Source organism: Microbispora hainanensis, assembly GCF_006874475.1.
Classification (GTDB): domain Bacteria; phylum Actinomycetota; class Actinomycetes; order Streptosporangiales; family Streptosporangiaceae; genus Microbispora; species Microbispora hainanensis.
The window spans coordinates 211,446-229,873 of record NZ_VIRM01000004.1; the positions used below are offsets into that span (position 1 = coordinate 211,446).

The window sequence follows — 18,428 nt, forward strand, 5'->3', positions numbered from 1 at the left end:
AAGAGGTGGAGACGGGATTTGAACCCGTGTACGCGGCTTTGCAGGCCGCTGCCTCGCCTCTCGGCCACTCCACCGTGACAAGCTGCACAGTGTCAAGCTCCGAGCGGAAGACGGGATTCGAACCCGCGACCCTCACCTTGGCAAGGTGATGCTCTACCACTGAGCCACTTCCGCGTCCCCGGCTCTGTCCGGCCGGGCTCACGGGAAGACTTTATCGAATCTCCCGCCGACTCCCCAAATCAACGGCGTTCCCCCTGCTCAGGCCGCGAGTTCGGGCCGATGCTTCGAGCCCGGTCGAACCGTCTCCGCGTTAGCGTCGAAGCATGTCCGTGACACATGACCGCACACACGCCGCCGTCCTCGGCGCCGCCGGGGCCGCGCCGGAGCCCGGCACGGCCGAGATCGCACGGAACGCCGAGATCGCAGGGAGTGCCGGAGTCGCGCCGAACGCCGGGATCGCGGCAGGCGAGGAGATCGGGGGGACCGCCGAGGTCGCGGGGGACGCCGACATCGCCCCCGTCGCGGCCCTGATCGCGGATGCCACCCGGGCCGCCATGCTCACCGCGCTGCTCGACGGCAGGGCGCTGGCGGCGGGGGAGCTGGCCACCATCGCGGGGGTGAGCGCCCCCACCGCGAGCTCCCACCTGGCCCGGCTCCTCGACGGCGGCCTGGTGACCGTGGTCAAGCAGGGACGGCATCGCTACTACCGTCTCGCCGGTCCCGACGTCGCCCGCACCCTGGAGGTGCTGGCCCGGATCAGCGGGCGCGTCGCCGTACGGTCCCTGCGGCAGTCGCGGCAGGCCCGGCTGCTGCGGGAGGCCCGTAGCTGCTACGACCACCTGGCCGGCCGGGTGGGGGTCGAACTGTACGACGCGCTGGTGCGCGAGGGGCGTCTGATCGAGGCGGACGGCGGCTGCCTGCTGACCGCGAGCGGCGCGGACGCGCTGGCGGAGCTCGGCGTGGACGTGGAGCGGGTGCGCCGCGCCCGCCGCAGGTTCGCCCCCGACTGCCTCGACTGGCTGGAGCGCCGCCCGCACCTCGGCGGGGCGCTCGGCGCCGCGGTGCTGGACCGGCTCCTGGCGCGGGAATGGCTGGTCCGGGGCACTGTTCCCCGCGCTCTGCGGCTGACCGGCGCGGGGCGGGAGGGACTGGAGAGGATCTTTGGATGTAAGGACCTAAGCTGAGATACGCTAGTTACTCGCCACGCGCAGAGGGCGCGAGCGGCACGACGTGAAAGAGTGGGACATGCGCGACAACGAGGTCGTGGCCGTCGGCCCGGGACCCCTCGCCTTCGACGACGTGGTCCGGGTCGCGAGGCACGGCGCACAGGTCCGTCTGACCGGCGACGCGATCGCCGAGATGGCCGCCTCGCGCGGGCGGGTGGAGGAACTCGCGGAGTCCGACACCCCGGCCTACGGCGTCTCCACCGGTTTCGGCGCCCTCGCCACCCGCCACATCGACCCCTCGCTGCGCGCCCAGCTCCAGCGCAGCCTCATCCGTTCCCACGCGGCCGGCTCCGGGCCAGAGGTGGAGACCGAGGTGGTGCGGGCCATGATGCTGCTGCGCCTGCGCACGCTCGCCACCGGCCACACCGGTGTGCGCCCGGCCACGGCCCGGGTGCTGGAGTCCCTGCTGAACGCCCGGCTCACCCCGGTCGTCCACGAGTACGGCAGCCTCGGCTGCTCGGGCGACCTCGCCCCGCTCTCCCACGTCGCGCTGACGATCATGGGCGAGGGTGTCGTGAGGGACGCCGAGGGACGCCTGCGGCCCGCCGCGGAGGCGCTCAAGGAACACGGCGTCGAGCCCGTCGAGCTGGCCGCCAAGGAGGGGCTGGCGCTGATCAACGGCACCGACGGCATGCTCGGCATGCTGGTGCTCGCGCTGCACGACCTGTCGCGGCTCCTCACCACCGCCGACATCAGCGCCGCGATGAGCGTGGAGGCGCTGCTCGGCACCGACTACGTCTTCGCGGCCGACCTGCAGGCGCTGCGGCCCCATCCCGGTCAGGCCCTGGCGGCGGCCAACATGCGGACGCTGCTCGCCGGCTCGGGCGTCATGGCCTCCCACCGCGACGGCTCCTGCACCCGGGTGCAGGACGCCTACTCCCTGCGCTGCGCCCCCCAGGTCGCCGGCGCCGCCAGGGACACCCTCGCGCACGCGTCCGCCGTCGCGGCCCGCGAGATCGCCAGCGCCATCGACAACCCCGTCGTGCTCGCCGACGGGCGCGTGGAGTCCAACGGCAACTTCCACGGCGCCCCGGTGGCGTACGTCCTGGACTTCCTGGCCATCGCGGTGGCCGACCTCGCGTCGATCGCCGAGCGGCGCACCGACCGCATGCTGGACGTGGCGCGCAGCCACGGCCTTCCGGCGTTCCTCGCCGACGATCCGGGGGTGGACTCCGGGCACATGATCGCGCAGTACACCCAGGCGGCGATCGTGTCCGAGCTCAAGCGGCTGGCGGTGCCGGCCAGCGTGGACTCGATCCCGAGCTCCGCGATGCAGGAGGACCACGTCTCGATGGGCTGGTCGGCGGGCCGCAAGCTGCGCCGCGCCGTCGACGGCCTCACCCGCGTGCTCGCGATCGAGCTGCTGACCGCCGCCAGGGCGCTCGACCTGCGCGCGCCGCACGCGCCCGCGCCGGGCACCGGCGCGGTCGTGGCGACCCTGCGGGAGTCCGTCGCCGGGCCGGGGCAGGACCGCTTCCTCGCGCCGGAGATCGAGGCGGTCGTCCGGCTCGTGGAAAGCGGCGCCGTGGTCACCGCCGCCGAGTCCGCCGTCGGCCCCCTGGACTGAGTCTCCTGCGCTAGGTCTCCTGGACCGAGTCCGCCTGGTCTGAGCCCCCAGATCGACGCCTCAGAGGCGCAGCCGGTCCATGTCGGTCCATGTCGGTCCATGTCGGTCCATGTCGGTCAGGAACGTCCTGATGTGCGGGATCCGGCGGGGGCTTCCGTCGCCCGGGACGCCGCGAACGGGACGACGGCGGTGAGGTCGTGCCCCGCCAGCCCGGCCGCGACCGCCCCCGCGAGCAGGTCACGGGCGGCGGCGGTCACCGTCTGGTGTCTCCCCGGCCCCTCGGTGGCGAGCCGCAGGTCCTTGGCGGCCAGGCCGAGGGCGTACCGGGTCTCGAAGGGGCCGGACTCGGCCACCGGCCGCAGCCGCTCCGCGAGCCCGGCCAGCGGCGTCGCCCCGAGGACGTCGAGGAGCGCGGTGCGGCCGACTCCGAGCTCGTCCGCGTACGCCATCGTCTCCGCCAGCCCCACCTGGGCGGTCACCAGCGCGCTCATCACGGCGAGCTTGGTCGCGGCGCCCGATCCCGGCCCGCCCGCCTCGTGGACCGTCCCGAAGACGCGCAGCACGTCCGACACCCGGGCGAGGTCCTCTGGGCGGCCCCCGGCGAGCACGACCAGCGTTCCCTCGGCGGCCGGGCCCACGCTGCCGAGCACGGGGGCGTCGACCAGGCCCACGCCCTCGGGCAGCAGGCCGCTCAGGCTCCGCACCGCGTCGGGGCCGATCGTGGACATCTCCACCAGCACCGACCCCGGCCGCAGCCCCGGCAGCGCCGCCCGCACGACCTCGGACACCGCGTCCGGATCGCTCAGCATGGTGATCACGATGTCCGCTGCTGCGGCGGCCTCCGCGGCAGAGGGGGCCGCCTCAGCGCCCGGCACGTCCCGTGGCGTACGGTTCCACACGGTCACCTTGTGACCGGCCGCGACGAGGCGACCGGCCATCGGGACACCCATACGCCCCAAACCAAGAAAAGCAATCATGTCCTGGACACTATTGGAGGAAAAAACCATTCCACCAGCGACTAGATTGCATGGCGACCATTCCCCTCCCTCATGGATCGGAGCATGTTCGACACCGACGCGCTTGTGCTGCTCGACGTCGTGGCCCGTACGGGATCGTTCACGGCCGCCGCGATACAGCTCAACTACACCCAGTCGGCCGTGTCCCGGCGCATCGCGTCCCTGGAGGCCCAGGCGGGCGGTCCGCTGTTCGCACGGCTGCCGCGGGGCGTGCGGCTGACGCCCGCGGGCCGGACGCTGCACCGCTACGCCCGGGAGGTGCTGGAACGGCTCGGCCGGGCGGGGGAGGAGCTCGCCGCCATCCACCAGGGCAGCGGCGGGCGGCTGCGGGTCGGCGCGTTCGCCACGGCCAACGCCGTGCTGGTCCCCGCCGCCCTGCGCGAGCTGCGAGCCTCCCGCCCGGAGGTGTCGGTCAGCATGGTGGAAGGCCTGAGCACCGCGCTCATGGACGGGCTCGGCCGCGCGGAGATCGACATCGCGGTCGTGAGCGACTACCCCTCCGGGCTCGGGGCGGGTCCCGAGGTCGAGGTCACCCGCCTGCTGGAGGACGAGCTGCTCGTCGCCCTCCCCGCCGATCACCCGCTGGCCGGGAGCGAGCGGGTGGACCTGCGCGACCTGCGCGACGAGAGCTGGATCGAGGGCGCTCCTCCCGGCACCGTGACCATGCTCGGCGCCGCCTGCGCCCGGGCCGGCTTCGCCCCCAGGGTCGACCTGCGGATCGGGGAGTGGACCGGCAAGCTCGGCTACGTGGCCGCCGGGCTCGGTGTCACGCTGGTGCCCGCCATGGCCGCGCCCGCCGTACGCGGGGACGTGGCGCTGCGGTCGCTCGGCGAGCTCGCGCCGCGCCGCACCGTGTATGCCGCCCTGCCGCGCACGGCTCCGCTGCCCGCCGCCCGCGCGCTGCTCGGCCTGCTGGCCCGCCGCGCGGCCTGAGCGACGGCGTCCGCGTACGGCGTCCGCGTACGGCGTCCGCGTAGGGCGTGGGCCGGGCCGTCCGATTGACGGCTCCGGCCGGCCGCGCACGGGACGGCCCGGGGGCGCGAGAATGGACACGTGTACGACGCATTCGCCCATATCGGGGGTCACCTGGCCACCGGCCTGCGGGAGGTGACCACCGATCTGGCCGCCCTCGACGGCTCCGGCTGGTGGGCGGTGGTGGTGTCGTACGAGGGGAAGGTCGTCTGCGCCCGGTTCGACGACGTGCGGCGCGCTCCGCTGCCCCGGCCGCGCGGCCCGTGGCGGGGCCCCGGCCGCGACGCCTGGGCCACGTCCCTCGACCGGGAGGGATACGAGCGGGGCGTCCAGCGGATCAGGGACTACATCGAGCGGGGAGAGGTCTACCAGGCCAACCTCTGCCGCGTCCTGTCCGCGCCGCTGCCCTCGCCGGACGTGGACCCCCTTGCCCTCGCCGTACGGCTGGCCGAGGGCAACCCGGCCCCGTACGCGGCCGTCGTGGACGTGCCGGGGCTGACGGTCGTGTCGGCCTCGCCGGAGCTGTACCTGTCCAGGCACGGCGAGGTGATCGAGTCCCGGCCGATCAAGGGCACCGGCGTGACGGCGGACGATCTCCTCGACAAGGACTACGCGGAAAACCTCATGATCGTCGACCTGGTTCGCAACGACCTCGGTCGCGTGGCGGAGGTAGGCTCTGTGACCGTGCCCTCGCTGTTCGCGGTCGAGGAGCACCCCGGGCTCGTGCACCTGGTGTCCACGGTGCGGGCGCGGCTGGACGGCGACGCCGGCTGGCCGGAGCTGTTCGCCGCCACCTTCCCTCCGGGATCGGTGACCGGAGCGCCGAAGTCGTCGGCGCTGCGGATCATCAACGAGCTCGAACCGGAGCCCCGCGGGCCGTACTGTGGGGCCGTGGGCTGGGTCGACGCCGACCGGCGCGAGGGGGCGCTGGCGGTCGGCATCCGCACCTTCTGGATCGAGCACGACACGATCCGGTTCGGTACGGGCGCGGGCATCACCTGGGGCTCCGACCCCGGGAGGGAATGGCACGAAACCGAGCTCAAGGCCGCCCGGCTCATCGGCCTCGCTTCCGGAGGACGGTCCGAGGACGGGCCGCGACGTCGGTAAGGAACGGAGCAGGAGATGTCTGTACCCATCTGGGTGAACGGGGAGCTGTACGAGCCCGACAAGGCCGTGGTCTCGGTGTACGACCACGGGCTGATGGTCGGCGACGGCGTGTTCGAGACGGTCAAGGCGGTGAACGGGGAGTCCTTCGCGCTGACCCGCCACCTCGACCGGCTGGCGCTGTCGGCCAAGCGCATGGACCTGCCCGAGCCCGATCTCGCCGCGATCGCCGACGGCGTGCGCCGCTGCCTGGCGGCCGCGCCGAAGTGGCCGCTGGCGCGCATCAGGATCACCTACACCAGCGGCCCTGGCCCGCTCGGCTCCGACCGGGGGGCGGCCGGCACGAACGCCATCGTCATCGTGGGCGAGCAGGCGCCCTTCCCCGCCACCGCCGACGTCACCGTCGTTCCCTGGCCCCGCAACGAGCGCGGCGCGCTGGCCGGCGTCAAGAGCACCTCCTACGGCGACAACGCCAAGGCCCTGGCGTACGCCAAGGAGCGCGGCGGCGCCGAGGCGATCTTCGAGAACCTCGCCGGGAACCTGTGCGAGGGCACCGGAAGTAACATCTTCATCGTCACCGGCGGGCGCCTGATCACCCCGACGCTCTCCTCCGGCTGCCTGGCCGGCATCACCCGCGCGCTCACCCTCGAATGGTGCGGCGGCGAGGAGGCCGACGTGCCGATCTCGGCGCTGTACGAGGCCGAGGAGGCCTTCCTCACCTCCACGACCCGCGACATCCAGCCGATCAGGGCCGTGGACGGGAAGGCGCTGCCGCAGGCGCCCGGACCGGTCACGCTGGCGGCCATGAAGGTCTTCGCCGAGCGTTCGGCCTCCGACCTCGACCCGTGATCGGTCAGTAGGAGCGCTGACTCTGGGCGTTGAGCTCGTCGAGGCGTACGGCCTTGGCGGGATCGGTGCGGGGATCGTCCAGACGCAGCACGTCGAGGCCCTTGGTGATGTCGCTGGAGTAGATGTAGCCGTTGTAGTAGTAGGCCGACCATGAGCCGCCGAGATGCAGATCCGGCGCCAGCGGCCCGCGCTCGAAGTAGGCGATCTCCCGCGGGTGGGCGGAGTCGGTGAAGTCCCAGACCGAGACTCCGCCCATGTACCAGCCCTGCACCATCACGTCGCGGCCCGGCACGGGCACCAGCGCGCCGTTGTGGGCCACGCAGTTCTCCTTGTCGCTCTGGGCCCGGGGGATCTTGAAATAGCCCTGCCGGACGAGCGTGCGCTCCGGCGTCAGCGCGTAGATCGCGTCCGCGCCCTTGGTCGCGCTGATCGAGGGCAGGCAGGTGGCGGCCATCCCGCCGCCCAGCTCGTCGCTGAAGACCACCTTCGTGCCGTCGTTGTTGAACGTGGCCGAGTGCCAGATGGAGAAGTTCTTCTCGTCGCGTACGGACTGCAGCAGCGTGGGGTGCACCGGGTCGGAGATGTCCAGCAACACACCGTCGCCGAAGCACGCGCCCGCGGCCAGCTTCTTCTCCGGATAGACGGTGATGTCGTGGCAGCCGCCCGCCACGTCATCGCTGTCCGGCCTGCCCGCGAACAGCTCCGGCTTGGCCACGACCCGCGCCTTCCCGGGATCGGCGACGGGGACCTCGACGATCGAGATGTTCTGATGGGGCGGCGCACAGTTCGTCGTGTCCGGCTCCGGGCCGGGGGAGGAGACGTACAGGTAGAGCGTCCCGGCGTCCTTCCCCGGCACGATGGCGTGCGTGTGGGAGCCGCACTCGGTGCGTACGGACTTCAGGTAGCGCGGGTGGGTCTTGTCGGAGATGTCGAAGACGCGGATGCCCTCCCATTCTCCGGAGTCCGCCGGGTCTCCGGCCTGGCTCGCGCAGGTGTCGTCCGTACGGGGCTCGTCCACCGACAGGAACAGCAGGTCGCCGGAGACCGAGACGTCGTTCTGCCCGCCGGGGCACTCGACCCTCGCGACGGTCTTGGGGTGTGCGGGGTCGCCGATGTCGTGCACCGTGAAGCCCTTGTAGTTGCCCACGAACGCGTAGCGGCCCTGGAAGGCCATGTCGGTGCCCCAGTCCTCCGGGCCGTCGAACGGCGCCGCCAGGGGGACGTTGGCGACCAGCGTCATGTTGGGGCTGTGCCGGATCTCGTCCTGGCCCGGAACGCCGGTCGCAGCGGCCTCCGGGGACGGCGCGGATTCGCCGGAGGAGCAGGCCGCCGCCAGGAGGAGGGCGGACGCCGCCAGCGCGGCCTTCAGCCTCGGTCTGCTCACGTCGCCCCCATGTCGGTGGATCATCGCCCACTATGGAAGCTATGTCGAGCCCGCGGCCGCTGTGGACCGGATTGGTAACGGTTGGGCTGGCAGTTGCGCCGGTGCTGGCCGCCTGCTCGTCCGAAGCCGCTCCACCGGCGCACGCCGACGCCCCCGTGATCGTCCCGGGCGCCCCCGGGCAGTCCGGGGCCGCGCCGGCCCGTTCACCGGCGCAGGCGGGGCCTGTGGCGGCCGACGTACGGTTCGCCGAGGCGATGATCCCGCATCATCGGCAGGCGCTGGAGATGGCGGCGCTGGCCGCGGCGCGGGCCGGCGACCCGCTGGTGACGGCGGTGGCCGAACGCGTGGTGGACGGGCAGCGCCCGGAGATCGCCGTGATGGAGTCGTGGCTGCGGGGCCTGGGCCGCACCGCGCCGCCCGCGCACGACCACGGACCGGGCGGCTATGGAATGGCAGGTGAGGAGGAGCTCAACCGGCTGCGTACGGCACGCGGGCGCGACTTCGACAAACTGTTCCTCACGCTGATGATCCGGCACCACGAGGGAGCGGTGAGCATGGCGGCGCAGGAACTGCGCCGGGGACGCGACCGGGCCATGCGGACGATGGCCCAGGACGTCGTCACCGGCCAGCAGATCGAGATCGCCCGGATGCGGGGGATCCAGCGGAGGCTGGGCTAGTCGTTCTAGGAACTCCAGAGCATGTTGGTGAGCTCCTCGTCCAGGTCCATGAAGTCGGTCTCACGACCGGCGGGGACGAGCTCGTAGGTCCGATGCAGGAACTCGGTGAGAGGGGCCAGGGGCACCTCGAACAGGGCCTGGCCGAAGGGCGAGGTGAGGCTGATGTTGAGCGTCCGCTCGCCGTCCGAGCGGGCCGGCCACACCTGGACGTCGCCGTCACCCACGCGCCGCACGATGCCCACGGTAAGCAGCTCGCGGGCGAAGATCCACTCGACCGGCTCGTCATTCCCCACGTGGAAGGCCATCCGGATGGCGTACGGATCCTCTGCCGTATAACTCAGGCCGGCGAGCAGGGGGACGGTCGTACGGTCGGGGACCACAAGCCGAAGGCCTAGCTCGGCAGAGACGGTGGTGCTGTTCATCGTCAGCCAAACCTTTTCGTCGTCGGGTCCCCTGTCAGGGGCTTTCACTGCGTCTTCACTGTGCGGTCGGGCCTCGCCGGGCGCTCGTGCTACGAGACGAACGAAGAGACCCGTAGGAAAGATTCCGCCTCCAGGCCCTTCTGTAACGCAGATCACAGCTTGACATTCGGTCATCTACCAGCTCAAACATCACCAACAGGCTTGTCCTTACCTCTGCTTTGCGTGTCGGCGGGGCCGCGTCGGCGATGCCATTGCGGGCGAATGATCTCAGGTCGTGCGTATAGGTCGAGCATGGAGCATCACGATGCTATGACACCACACCCCCACGCCGGGGACGCTCTGGCGAACCTTTCGAAGGTGTTGACGAAGGCGGGACGATCGGGCCGGCCGGTCCGCGCTTTCGCCATCACCCCCTCGAGTGCGGTATGGTTTTCCCCGTCGGCGCCGCAAGGCGCAGACGAACCCGGGCGATTAGCTCAGCGGGAGAGCGCTTCGTTCACACCGAAGAGGTCACTGGTTCGATCCCAGTATCGCCCACACGATCAAGGCCCGTCGGAGACACGTCTCCAACGGGCCTTTTCGCTGTCCAAAGCTTTGATACCGGCTCCGGTCCTCCTCGCCTCGGAGATCGGCGGCGGGATGACTGTCCGGTTTCGGGAGCAGACCGCCGTAGCGGTGCGTGAGGGGTGCGTGCGTAGCGATCCGCTCGTGCCCGAGGATGCGTGCCGCCGGGGGCGCGTGCCCGCTCCTGCAGAGGACTCAGAGCTGGTCAGCGGTGATTGCCGAAGGGCCCTCTCCTCTGCCCGTCAGCGCCTTCGCCATGACCTGCTTCCTGCCCACGCCGTCACGCAGCAGGTCCCCCGACTCTCCGGTGTCCTTGAAGCCGTGGCGTTCGTACAGGGCGATGGCCCGACTGTTATCCGGCATCACGGACAACCGCAACGTCCTAGCCGCCCGATCACACACGGCCCACCGCTCGACCTCTCCGATCAACAGGCCTCCCACTCCCTCACCGCGAACCGAGGGACTCACCCAGAAGGAGATCAACTCTGCTTCGTCGGCTGTCTCGGCCGGAATGCCGGTGACCATTCCAACCGGACGGTCGTCGATCGTGGCGATGACATTGTGGGAACCGGGCATCGCCAGGCGCGCCCGCCAGCGTTCCTCGCGGTCGCCTTCTCCCTGCCACTCCGACAACGTCGAGCCGAACGCCTGCGGCGCCTCGGCCAGCGCAGCGAGCCGCAGCTCGCGCCAAGTCGCCCAATCGTCCTCGTTCAGGACATGTAGTTCGATCACCACCGAAACCTACAGGTGGACCGGGGCGCTAACAGAGCCATAGGCGGCCGACGAGCGACCTGGGGACGGAAGCACGGGGGCAGCCGGGCGTAGTCACAGGTTGCCTCACGGTTCAAACCGCCGCCCGTGCCGGGCGACGTTGGTGCGGCGCGTCCGGACGCGGCCGCGCATGTGGCCTCTTCGGGCCGGTCCTGCCCGCGTGAGATCTTTCTTCGCCTCCGGCGGGGTGACGGCATCGAGCACAGGCAGGGGGACCCACCGGCTCGCCCCGCTAGGCACGATCCAAGCATCGGGATCGAGGAGGAGGAGGGCTCAACAGCCGAAGGACGAGCGTCCTTCTGCGGGGGGCTACATGAGTTGATCGATGTGGTGGAACCTTCGGGGTGCTCCAAGCTGCGGAGGGTAGCCTGATGGCATGACTGCCGAGCCGGTACATCACGCCGACGACGACCCTGCGGAGATCTTGCGTGTGCTGCCGGAGCGGTGGCACGAGCAGTTCCTCAACGAGTACCACAGCGCGTTGGATGCAGCCCACGAAGTATGGCGATTCCAGCAACTTCGTGAATTGTTGCATGTGTGGCGGCTACACGCGGCCGCGGTGTCCAATCCGGACTTCGCCCGTGCCGAGCGAGCGGTTCGGGAGAATCGCCGCGACGAGTTCGTCTCAATGGAGGATGCCTTTCCTGGTTGGGCCGATCGCTGATGAGCTACCGCGTGGAGCTACACGTGGCGGCGTTGTCTCAGATGAAGGGGCTCCCGGTGGAGGCGCTCGATGCTCTGATTTCACGAACGGCGGATCTTGTGGAAGAACCTTGGGACGCGCGTGCCCTCTACAAGGACGAGCCGGAATTCCGCATGACCGCATTCGGGGATCTCGGTGTCATGTACTTCAAAGTGGACGATGCCGACGAGCTCATCACGATCTTCAATGTGACATGGGCAGGGTAACGCGAGACTCAGCGGGAGGCCGGTGTTGTGCCCGGTGGTCCGCCATCGGGGTGACGAGCTGAGTGACAACGACCCTGGACGCCCACAGACGGAGACGGACGTCCACGGCCAATCGGTCCAGGTCAGCAGCCGTGTCCGGGCATGTCGACGATCTGGTGGATGTGCTTCACACCGAAGAGCTCACTGGGTCGATCCCAGTATCGCCCACGCGATCAAGGCCCGTTGGAGACCGCCTCTCCAGCGGGCCTTTTCGCTGTCCAAAGCTTTGACACCGGCCCGGGACTTCGTCGCAGCGGCCAGGGGGAATGTCCGGTCTCAGGGGCAGATCGGGGGCAGACTGCCGTAGCGGTGCGTGAGGAGTGCGTGCGTCGTGATCCGCTCGTGCCCGAGGATGCGTGCCGCCGGGGCCGCACCCGCTCCTGCCGAGGGCTCAAAGCGACGAGCACGACGCCGGCCACCGCGACCACACGTACGCGCCGCAGACGGCTGAGATCCTTCTTCGCCTCCGGCGGGGTGACGGCATGGAGCACAGGCAGGGGGACCCACCGGCTCGCCCAGTGAGGCACGGATCTACGACGGGATCGAGATGGAGGGCCTCGACAGGCGCAGCCTGATTGGCCTTCTGGGGACTACATAAGTTGATCGATTTGAATATCGAAGAGCACCTCACCCGGCGCCCCGAACGCGCAGGGCCTCGACGAAGGCCAGGCAGACCGCACGTCTGGTGGCCCTCGGCAACGCCTTAACGATCACGCAGTAGCGGGAGTGGTCATCGACGCCAGCCGCGCTCTACCGGAGTGAGCGTGCCGTCGAGGATGGCGTAGGCCGGCCGGGAAGCCCGACGCGGCCAGCCCAGCGAATGAGGGGTCACACGTCGTACGACCGGCCGCGCGTGCGGGTGCAGGGCGCAGGGGCGGCGCTCGGTCGGGGAGACGGCCAGGGCGGACGGATCATGCCAGCGCAGGCGCCTGCTCGGCCGAACCGGACGCCACACCGGCGGGGACACGCTGCTGGGCGGGCTCCCGGCCGGGCGGCTCAGGCGCGGGCGGCAACTGGAGGGGAGCCGCATGCGCGAGTGCGGGCCGGGCCGGCGCGCGCCCGCGCAGCCGGGCCAGGGCGAGCCCGGCGGCCACGGTGGCCAGGACCACCACGACACCGGTGACCTGCAAAGTCACGCGGGGGCCCACGATGTCGCAGAGCAGGCCGAGAAGCGGCCCGCCGATGGCCCCCGCGCCCGCGCTGACCACGCCCTGGACGGCGATGACCCGGCCGCGCATGTGGTCGGGGCTGTCCAGCTGGGCGCGGGTCGCGAGGGTGGTGTCGATGATCACAGCGCCGGCGGCGATCGGCAGCATGAGCACGCCGAAGGCGGCCAGGCCGGGCATGAAGCCGCTGACGCTCTGGCCCACGCCGGTCAGTAGCGCGGTGACGAGCAGCAGGGCCACCGTGAGGCGGGGACGTCCGGCGGCGATCACCCCGCCGATCACCGTGCCGATCGCGAAGATCGTCGACAGCAGCCCGTATCCTCCGGCGCCGGCGGCCAGCGGTCCGGAGCTCATCGCCGCCATGGTGACCTGGTAGTTGCGGCCCAGGCTGCCCAGAATCAGCGCGAGCGCCAGCAGCACCACGAGCCAGGGCGTGCGAAGCACGTACGACAGGCCGGCGCGCACCCCGCCCCGGTCCGTCTCGGAGCGCAGGAGCCGGTGCATCTCGGAGGCACGCATGGCGAGGACGGCCACGATGACGGCGGCGAAGCTCAGGGCGTTGACGAGGAACAAGCCGGCCGTGCCGGTGAGTGGGAGAAGGGCCCCGGCCAGGCTCATGCCGAGGATGCGGCCGGCCGAATTGATGATCGATCCCAGCGCGAAGGTGTTCGGCAGGTCCCGCGCGGGGACCACCTCGGCCCCGAATCTGCCGAGGGCCGGGCCGCCGATGGCGTTCACGACGCCGCTCGCGAACACGATGGCGTACACCGGTGCCAGCGAGCCGGGGGCGCCCGCGGCGGCGAGCGCGAGGAGAGCGGCGAGCGCCGCCTGAGCCACCTGCGTGGCGAGCACGACCGGGCGGGCGGGGAGCCGGTCGGCCAGGGAGCCGCCCCACAGCCCCAGCAGGAGCGTGGGCGCGGCCTGGAGGACCAGGCTGAGGCCCACGCTGGTCGCGGATCCGGTGGCCGAGAGGATCAGCCAGTTGACCCCCAGCACCTGCATCCAGGTGCCAGTGACCGAGACCAGGTCTGCTCCTGCCCAGAGGCGGTAGTTGTGATGGCGAAAAGAGCGCAGCGTCGCCGCAGGCAAGGGCACTTCTTTGTCCTTCTTTGGGGCAATTGTCCGGAATGGCAACACCGTGAGCCGAGAGAAGGATTCCGATCGGACCGAAATATGGCGCGGATCACACCCGGAGAAGGTTTGACCAGGCTTCCTCTGGAGGTGGCCCGCGTCGGCTGGAGAGGGGGACAGTGGCACCGGTGCCCCCGACACGAGCACCCCCGGCGCCCGCGGCCTCGCGTCTGCGGAGAGGCCCTCGGACGGGACCTTGCCTCAGGAGAGGACGCAGTGGGTGCCGGTGTAGATCATCGGCATGCACTTCTTGCAGTGGACGCACAGTGACCGGGCGGCGGCACCCCAGCGCATGCGCGCGACCAGGCCAGGCTCGCGGAGCAGGGCGCCGGGCCATGACGACGAACTGGACGCCCTCGGCCATCCCCTGCGCGGTGAGGTAAACGGACACATCGTGGGGCAGCGGGTTCGGCGTCAACATCACGATCACCGACGCCGGCTGTCCGGTGAACCAGAAGAGCCGTCTGAGTGCTCGACGACGTCGTTCCCTTGGAAGGTGCCCAGGCGGAGGGACGCGTCGATCGCTGATCTACGCTCGGGTTTTTGTGCTGGCTAGGCTGAACGCGTGACTGATGCGGCGGGACGGGTCGAGCCGTCTGGGGTGTGGGCCACAGCCGTGGGCGTGGCCCGGGTGAGGGCGATGGAGACGGCACGCGAGCAGCCGCTGTTCCGCGACCCGCTGGCGCAGGCCTTCGCCATGGCCGGTGGGAGAGACCCTGGGGCGCCGCCGCCCCCGCGCGCGGACGAGGCGGCGCAGCGCCGCCGCCTCGGTGTAGCCTTCTCGATCGTCATTCGGACGAAGTTCCTCGACGACCTGCTGGAGCGGGCGGTCGCGTCCGGCGTCCGGCAGGTCGTGCTGCTCGGAGCCGGGATGGACAGCAGGGCCTTCCGGATGGAATGGCCTGAGGGGACCCGGCTGTTCGAGGTCGACACAGCCGAACCGCTGGACTTCAAGGCGTCGGTGCTGCGTCAGGAGCGGGCCGTTCCGCGCTGCGAGCGGATCATCGTCTCGGTCGACCTGCATGAGGACTGGCCCGGCGCCTTGGCCGCGGCCGGGCACGATCCGGCGCAGCCGACGGTGTGGATCGCCGAGGGACTGCTGATCTATCTGCCCGAGGACGCGGTGCAGTCGCTGCTCGAACGGGTCGGCGCGCTGTCCGCCGCAGGCAGCAGGATGGGCCTGACACTGGGCTCGCGCGGTGTGCTCGAACGCTTCGGCGGGGACACCACTCCGGGATCGGCGGCGTCGATGTGGGTCTGGGAGATGCCGGAAGACCCGGTCGGCTGGCTGGACGGCCTCGGCTGGGAGGCGGAGACCTTCACCCTGCGTGAGCGCGCCGAGGTCTACGGGCGTCCGATGCTCACCCCGTCGCAGCTTGACGAGGGCGCCGGCGGACTGGTCTCGGCGGTGCGCGCGGCGCACTGAGCACGATGAAGGCCGGCCCCCACATGTGGCGTCGGTAGAGCTCTGGCGCATGCTGTCCGGCTCCGCGTACTCCAGCACTTCCTGACCATGACGAGTCAGCCGCCACCGGCGCAACTCCATGAGACAAGGCCTCGCACGACGTTCAGGTCCAGGCCACCCGGCGGTCATCGCCCGCATGACGGGTGGAACGTGTCCGCCTCTCCTCGGAGGCGGGCGTTCCTACCCAACAGACGGAGAAGCACGAAATGCGCATCCGCGCCCATAGGCGCCGCGACCCCCGCTCTCGCAACGTCCGGCTCGGCGGACGACGCTCAGACCGAGAAGGCCTCGGTCGTCACGACACCTCAGGCCGTCACAACGCCCCGAATCAAGGCGCCCCACGAGCGCGAGCTCATCGGCGCGTTGCACGAGCACAGCGGCTATTCCGACGGATGGCCCGGCTCGCGACCCGCCGACTACTTCGGGTCTGGGCGCGATAAGCACGACCTGAACTTCGTCGGATCGAGCGAGCACTGGCCACCGATCGACGTCGGCGCGAACCTGTGCCCGTACGACGCGGCGATGGTCGCGATGACCTCGCCCGTCTACGTCCGCTGATCCCTCGATCTCAGTCGAGACGAGGCCCCGGTCCGTTGGACCGCGGCCTTCGTGCTGTATGGGAGTCGTATGAAGAAGTGGGGGGACGCTCCGCTCGGGGAGGTTGTGCCGGACTCGCTCAGGCGGCGCGTGGATCTCGGACGTGATGGTCGGGAGAGCGGCGCGGCCTGCGTCTTGCGGGTCCGCCGGCGGTCTCACCCGCCGGCAAGGGGATACCGGCTGCGGGCGGAGGCTGGGCGCCGGTTCAGCGGTGAGGGATGCGTTACGGCGGATGAACGTGCGCGTGACGCCGGGGAAACGACGGCCCCGTACATATCTGTCAATCGACAGAAATCCCCCCAGCGCCCGGAGCCTCGATGGCCGTCACCGTCCCTTCCTCGCCCCCCACCGACGAGAGCGCCCTGCAGACGTTCGGCTACCGCCAGGAGCTGCACCGCAGCATGGGCAGGTACGCCTCCTTCGCCGCCGGATTCTCCTTCATCTCCGTGCTGACCACGGTCTTCCAGTTCTTCGCGTTCGGGTACGCCTTCGGAGGCCCCGCCTTCTTCTGGACCTGGCCCGTGGTGCTGGCCGGGCAGATCCTGGTCGCCCTCAACTTCGCCGAGCTGGCGGCCCGTTATCCGATCTCCGGCTCCATCTATCAGTGGTCCACCCGGCTCAGCACGGCGGCGTTCGGCTGGTTCGCCGGATGGATCATGATTCTCGGGCAGATCGTCGTGATCGCCGCCGCGGCGCTCGCCCTCCAGGTCGTGCTGCCCGCGATCTGGCCGGGATTCCAGCTCGTCGGCGGCGACCCCACGCCCACCACCGCCACGGGAGCGGCCAACGCCGCGATCCTCGGCCTGATCCTGCTCGCGCTCACCACGACCGTCAACGTCGTCGACAACCGCGTTCTCGCCCGGGTCAACGGCATCGGCGTCAGCGCCGAGATCATCGGGGCGGTGCTCATCGTGGTGCTGCTGCTCACCCACGCCGAGCACGGCCCCGGCATCACGCTCAGCACCGGCGGGCACGGCGGAGCCATCGGCGCGCTGCTGGTCGGCTCGTTCACCGCCGCCTACGTCCTCATCGGGTTCGACAGCGCGGGGGAGCTGAGCGAGGAGACCCGCAACCCCCGGCGGGTCGCCCCGCGTACGATCCTGACCGCGCTCACGGCGGCGGGGGTGCTCGGGGGGCTCATCCTGTTCGCCGGTCTGCTCGCCGCGCCCAGCCTGACCGACGGGAGGCTGGCCGCCGAGGGCCTGTCGTACGTGCTCACCAGCAGGCTGGGCGACTGGGTGGGCAAGCTGCTGCTGGCCGACGTGGTGCTCGCGATCACCGTGGCGACTCTGGCGATCCAGACCGCCGCCACCAGGATGCTGTTCTCCATGGCACGCGACGGGGCGATGCCCTGGTCGAGGGCGCTGTCGCGGGTCTCGCCCCGCACCGGGATGCCGACCGGGCCCGCGCTGGTCACCGGGGTGGCCGCGGCGGCCATCCTGCTGCTCAACTTCGCCTCTCCCGAGGCGTTCCTGGCCATCGGCACCACCTGCATCGTGCTGCTCTACCTGGCGTACGCGATGGTGACGGGCCCCCTGCTGCTCCAGCGCGTCCGCGGCGGCTGGCGGGGCGGCGCGCCGGCCGGGTTCGCCGAGGACGGCAGCCGGCTGTTCAGCATGGGCCGCTGGGGCCTGCCGGTCAACGCGCTGGCGCTCTGCTACGGCCTGGCGATGGCGGTCAACCTGGCGTGGCCGAGGGCCGAGGTGTACGCCCCGATCACCGGCCACTGGTTCTTCCAGTGGTTCACCCTGCTCTTCCTGGCGGCGGTGGTGGCCCTCGGCGCGCTCTACCGGCGGCTACGCCGGCCCGCGGCCCGTCTCGCGCAGGCCGGGCAGATCCCCGTCGGGAACGCCGGCCAGGCGTAGCGCCGCGTCGGCGGTGGCGGCCGCCAGCGTCTCCAGGACGTCGGCGGCCATCTCGCCCGGAGCGTCCCTGCGGATCAGGATGACGCCCTCGATCAGCGCGAACAGCAGATCGGTGCGCAGCGCCAGCTCGCCGGGCGTCAGCGCCGCGCCGGCGGAGGTTTCCGCCAGCAGCCGGCCGTACGTGTCCTTGAGTTCGTCGCGCATGCGCCGGAAGGCGGCGAACCGCTCGGTGCGCACCTCGGGCAGCAGGTAGAGCGCGCCCAGGTTGTGCGGGCCCGAGCACAGCAGCCTGGCGTCGCAGTGGCACAGCTCCCACAGCCGCTGCTCCGGCGTGCCGCCGGTGAGAGCGCGGGCGGTCTCCAGCGAGGGCCGCACCGTGCTCTCCAGCAGTTCGGCGAGGATGTCCTCCTTGCCGCCGAAATAGTGATAGATCGACGCCTGCCTGATCCCGGCCCGCTCGGCCATCGCCCGCGTCGAGGTCGCGGCGTAGCCGTGCGTCGTGAACAACTCCGCCGCCGCCGTCAGGATCTCCTCCCGGGGGCTCAGCTCACTTCGGGGCCGTTCGACGGCTCGCGGCCTGCCGACTCTTCTGACGGTGGAACGGGCACTCACCGGACGATCGTCGCACACCTCCGGACGGGCGCCGCCGCTGTGCGCTTCCGGTAACGGACGGGAAACGTCGCGACGCGTGAGAGGAAACACGC

17 protein-coding genes and 3 tRNA genes are annotated in these 18,428 nt (G+C 71.0%); 12 read left to right on the forward strand and 8 right to left on the reverse strand.

The window, feature by feature from the left end:
- Positions 1-3: 3 nt before the first annotated feature.
- Positions 4-74 (reverse strand) — tRNA-Cys (locus FLX08_RS05245).
- 28 nt (positions 75-102) lie between these two features.
- Positions 103-174 (reverse strand) — tRNA-Gly (locus tag FLX08_RS05250).
- A 149-nt stretch (positions 175-323) separates the two neighbouring features.
- On the opposite strand from FLX08_RS05250, the gene FLX08_RS05255 reads away from it, so the two are divergent.
- Positions 324-1,184 (forward strand): ArsR/SmtB family transcription factor, encoded by an 861-nt coding sequence (locus tag FLX08_RS05255; protein ID WP_142617034.1) that lies wholly within the window; start codon positions 324-326, stop codon positions 1,182-1,184.
- Between the two features lie 61 nt (positions 1,185-1,245).
- A complete protein-coding gene (gene hutH / locus FLX08_RS05260; protein ID WP_142617035.1) occupies positions 1,246-2,793 on the forward strand; it encodes a histidine ammonia-lyase in 1,548 nt (515 codons plus the stop codon).
- Positions 2,794-2,909: 116 nt separating this feature from the next.
- On the opposite strand, the gene FLX08_RS05265 is transcribed toward hutH, so the two are convergent.
- Positions 2,910-3,800 carry an NAD(P)-dependent oxidoreductase gene (locus FLX08_RS05265; protein ID WP_341874311.1) on the reverse strand — a complete coding sequence of 297 codons (891 nt, stop codon included), beginning with the start codon at positions 3,798-3,800 and terminating at the stop codon, positions 2,910-2,912.
- A 54-nt stretch (positions 3,801-3,854) separates the two neighbouring features.
- Here FLX08_RS05265 and FLX08_RS05270 point away from each other — a divergent pair, with 54 nt between their 5' ends.
- The 3 genes from FLX08_RS05270 (at position 3,855) to FLX08_RS05280 (ending at position 6,734) form a co-directional block, all read left to right on the forward strand.
- Positions 3,855-4,742, forward strand: coding sequence for a LysR family transcriptional regulator (locus tag FLX08_RS05270; RefSeq protein WP_142617037.1), 888 nt, complete (start codon positions 3,855-3,857; stop codon positions 4,740-4,742).
- Positions 4,743-4,862: 120 nt separating this feature from the next.
- Positions 4,863-5,888, forward strand: coding sequence for a chorismate-binding protein (locus tag FLX08_RS05275; protein WP_142617038.1), 1,026 nt, complete (start codon positions 4,863-4,865; stop codon positions 5,886-5,888).
- A gap of 15 nt (positions 5,889-5,903) precedes the next feature.
- Positions 5,904-6,734 carry an aminotransferase class IV gene (locus FLX08_RS05280; RefSeq protein ID WP_142617039.1) on the forward strand — a complete coding sequence of 277 codons (831 nt, stop codon included), beginning with the start codon at positions 5,904-5,906 and terminating at the stop codon, positions 6,732-6,734.
- 4 nt (positions 6,735-6,738) lie between these two features.
- On the opposite strand, the gene FLX08_RS05285 is transcribed toward FLX08_RS05280, so the two are convergent.
- Positions 6,739-8,118, reverse strand: coding sequence for an LVIVD repeat-containing protein (locus tag FLX08_RS05285; RefSeq protein WP_244312429.1), 1,380 nt, complete (start codon positions 8,116-8,118; stop codon positions 6,739-6,741).
- A 41-nt stretch (positions 8,119-8,159) separates the two neighbouring features.
- On the opposite strand from FLX08_RS05285, the gene FLX08_RS05290 reads away from it, so the two are divergent.
- A complete protein-coding gene (locus tag FLX08_RS05290; protein WP_142617041.1) occupies positions 8,160-8,795 on the forward strand; it encodes a DUF305 domain-containing protein in 636 nt (211 codons plus the stop codon).
- 5 nt (positions 8,796-8,800) lie between these two features.
- Here the strand turns inward: FLX08_RS05290 and FLX08_RS05295 are convergent, their stop codons facing one another.
- Positions 8,801-9,217, reverse strand: coding sequence for an SsgA family sporulation/cell division regulator (locus tag FLX08_RS05295; protein ID WP_036329836.1), 417 nt, complete (start codon positions 9,215-9,217; stop codon positions 8,801-8,803).
- Positions 9,218-9,682: 465 nt separating this feature from the next.
- Between FLX08_RS05295 and FLX08_RS05300 the strand changes: the two genes are divergently transcribed.
- Positions 9,683-9,754 (forward strand) — tRNA-Val (locus FLX08_RS05300).
- A 222-nt stretch (positions 9,755-9,976) separates the two neighbouring features.
- Here FLX08_RS05300 and FLX08_RS05305 read toward each other — a convergent pair.
- Positions 9,977-10,513 (reverse strand): GNAT family N-acetyltransferase, encoded by a 537-nt coding sequence (locus FLX08_RS05305; protein ID WP_142617042.1) that lies wholly within the window; start codon positions 10,511-10,513, stop codon positions 9,977-9,979.
- A gap of 415 nt (positions 10,514-10,928) precedes the next feature.
- On the opposite strand from FLX08_RS05305, the gene FLX08_RS05310 reads away from it, so the two are divergent.
- Both FLX08_RS05310 and FLX08_RS05315 read left to right on the forward strand, forming a co-directional pair.
- Positions 10,929-11,216, forward strand: a complete 288-nt coding sequence (locus FLX08_RS05310; RefSeq protein WP_142617043.1) for a DUF6247 family protein — start codon at positions 10,929-10,931, stop codon at positions 11,214-11,216.
- 11 nt (positions 11,217-11,227) lie between these two features.
- Positions 11,228-11,461 (forward strand): hypothetical protein, encoded by a 234-nt coding sequence (locus FLX08_RS05315; RefSeq protein ID WP_142617044.1) that lies wholly within the window; start codon positions 11,228-11,230, stop codon positions 11,459-11,461.
- 950 nt (positions 11,462-12,411) lie between these two features.
- On the opposite strand, the gene FLX08_RS05325 is transcribed toward FLX08_RS05315, so the two are convergent.
- Positions 12,412-13,761, reverse strand: coding sequence for an MFS transporter (locus FLX08_RS05325; RefSeq protein WP_208761269.1), 1,350 nt, complete (start codon positions 13,759-13,761; stop codon positions 12,412-12,414).
- Between the two features lie 601 nt (positions 13,762-14,362).
- On the opposite strand from FLX08_RS05325, the gene FLX08_RS05335 reads away from it, so the two are divergent.
- The 3 genes from FLX08_RS05335 (at position 14,363) to FLX08_RS05345 (ending at position 17,724) form a co-directional block, all read left to right on the forward strand.
- Entirely contained in the window at positions 14,363-15,223 is an 861-nt protein-coding gene (locus tag FLX08_RS05335; protein ID WP_208761270.1) for a class I SAM-dependent methyltransferase, read from the forward strand.
- A gap of 402 nt (positions 15,224-15,625) precedes the next feature.
- Complete coding sequence (locus FLX08_RS05340; protein WP_142617045.1) at positions 15,626-15,820, forward strand: hypothetical protein; 195 nt, start codon at positions 15,626-15,628, stop codon at positions 15,818-15,820.
- 356 nt (positions 15,821-16,176) lie between these two features.
- Positions 16,177-17,724 (forward strand): amino acid permease, encoded by a 1,548-nt coding sequence (locus FLX08_RS05345; RefSeq protein ID WP_142617046.1) that lies wholly within the window; start codon positions 16,177-16,179, stop codon positions 17,722-17,724.
- On the opposite strand, the gene FLX08_RS42880 is transcribed toward FLX08_RS05345, so the two are convergent.
- On the reverse strand, positions 17,656-18,336 hold the full coding sequence (locus FLX08_RS42880) for a TetR/AcrR family transcriptional regulator (protein WP_142617047.1): 681 nt from the start codon (positions 18,334-18,336) through the stop codon (positions 17,656-17,658). The genes FLX08_RS05345 and FLX08_RS42880 overlap by 69 nt on opposite strands.
- Positions 18,337-18,428: the final 92 nt, after the last annotated feature.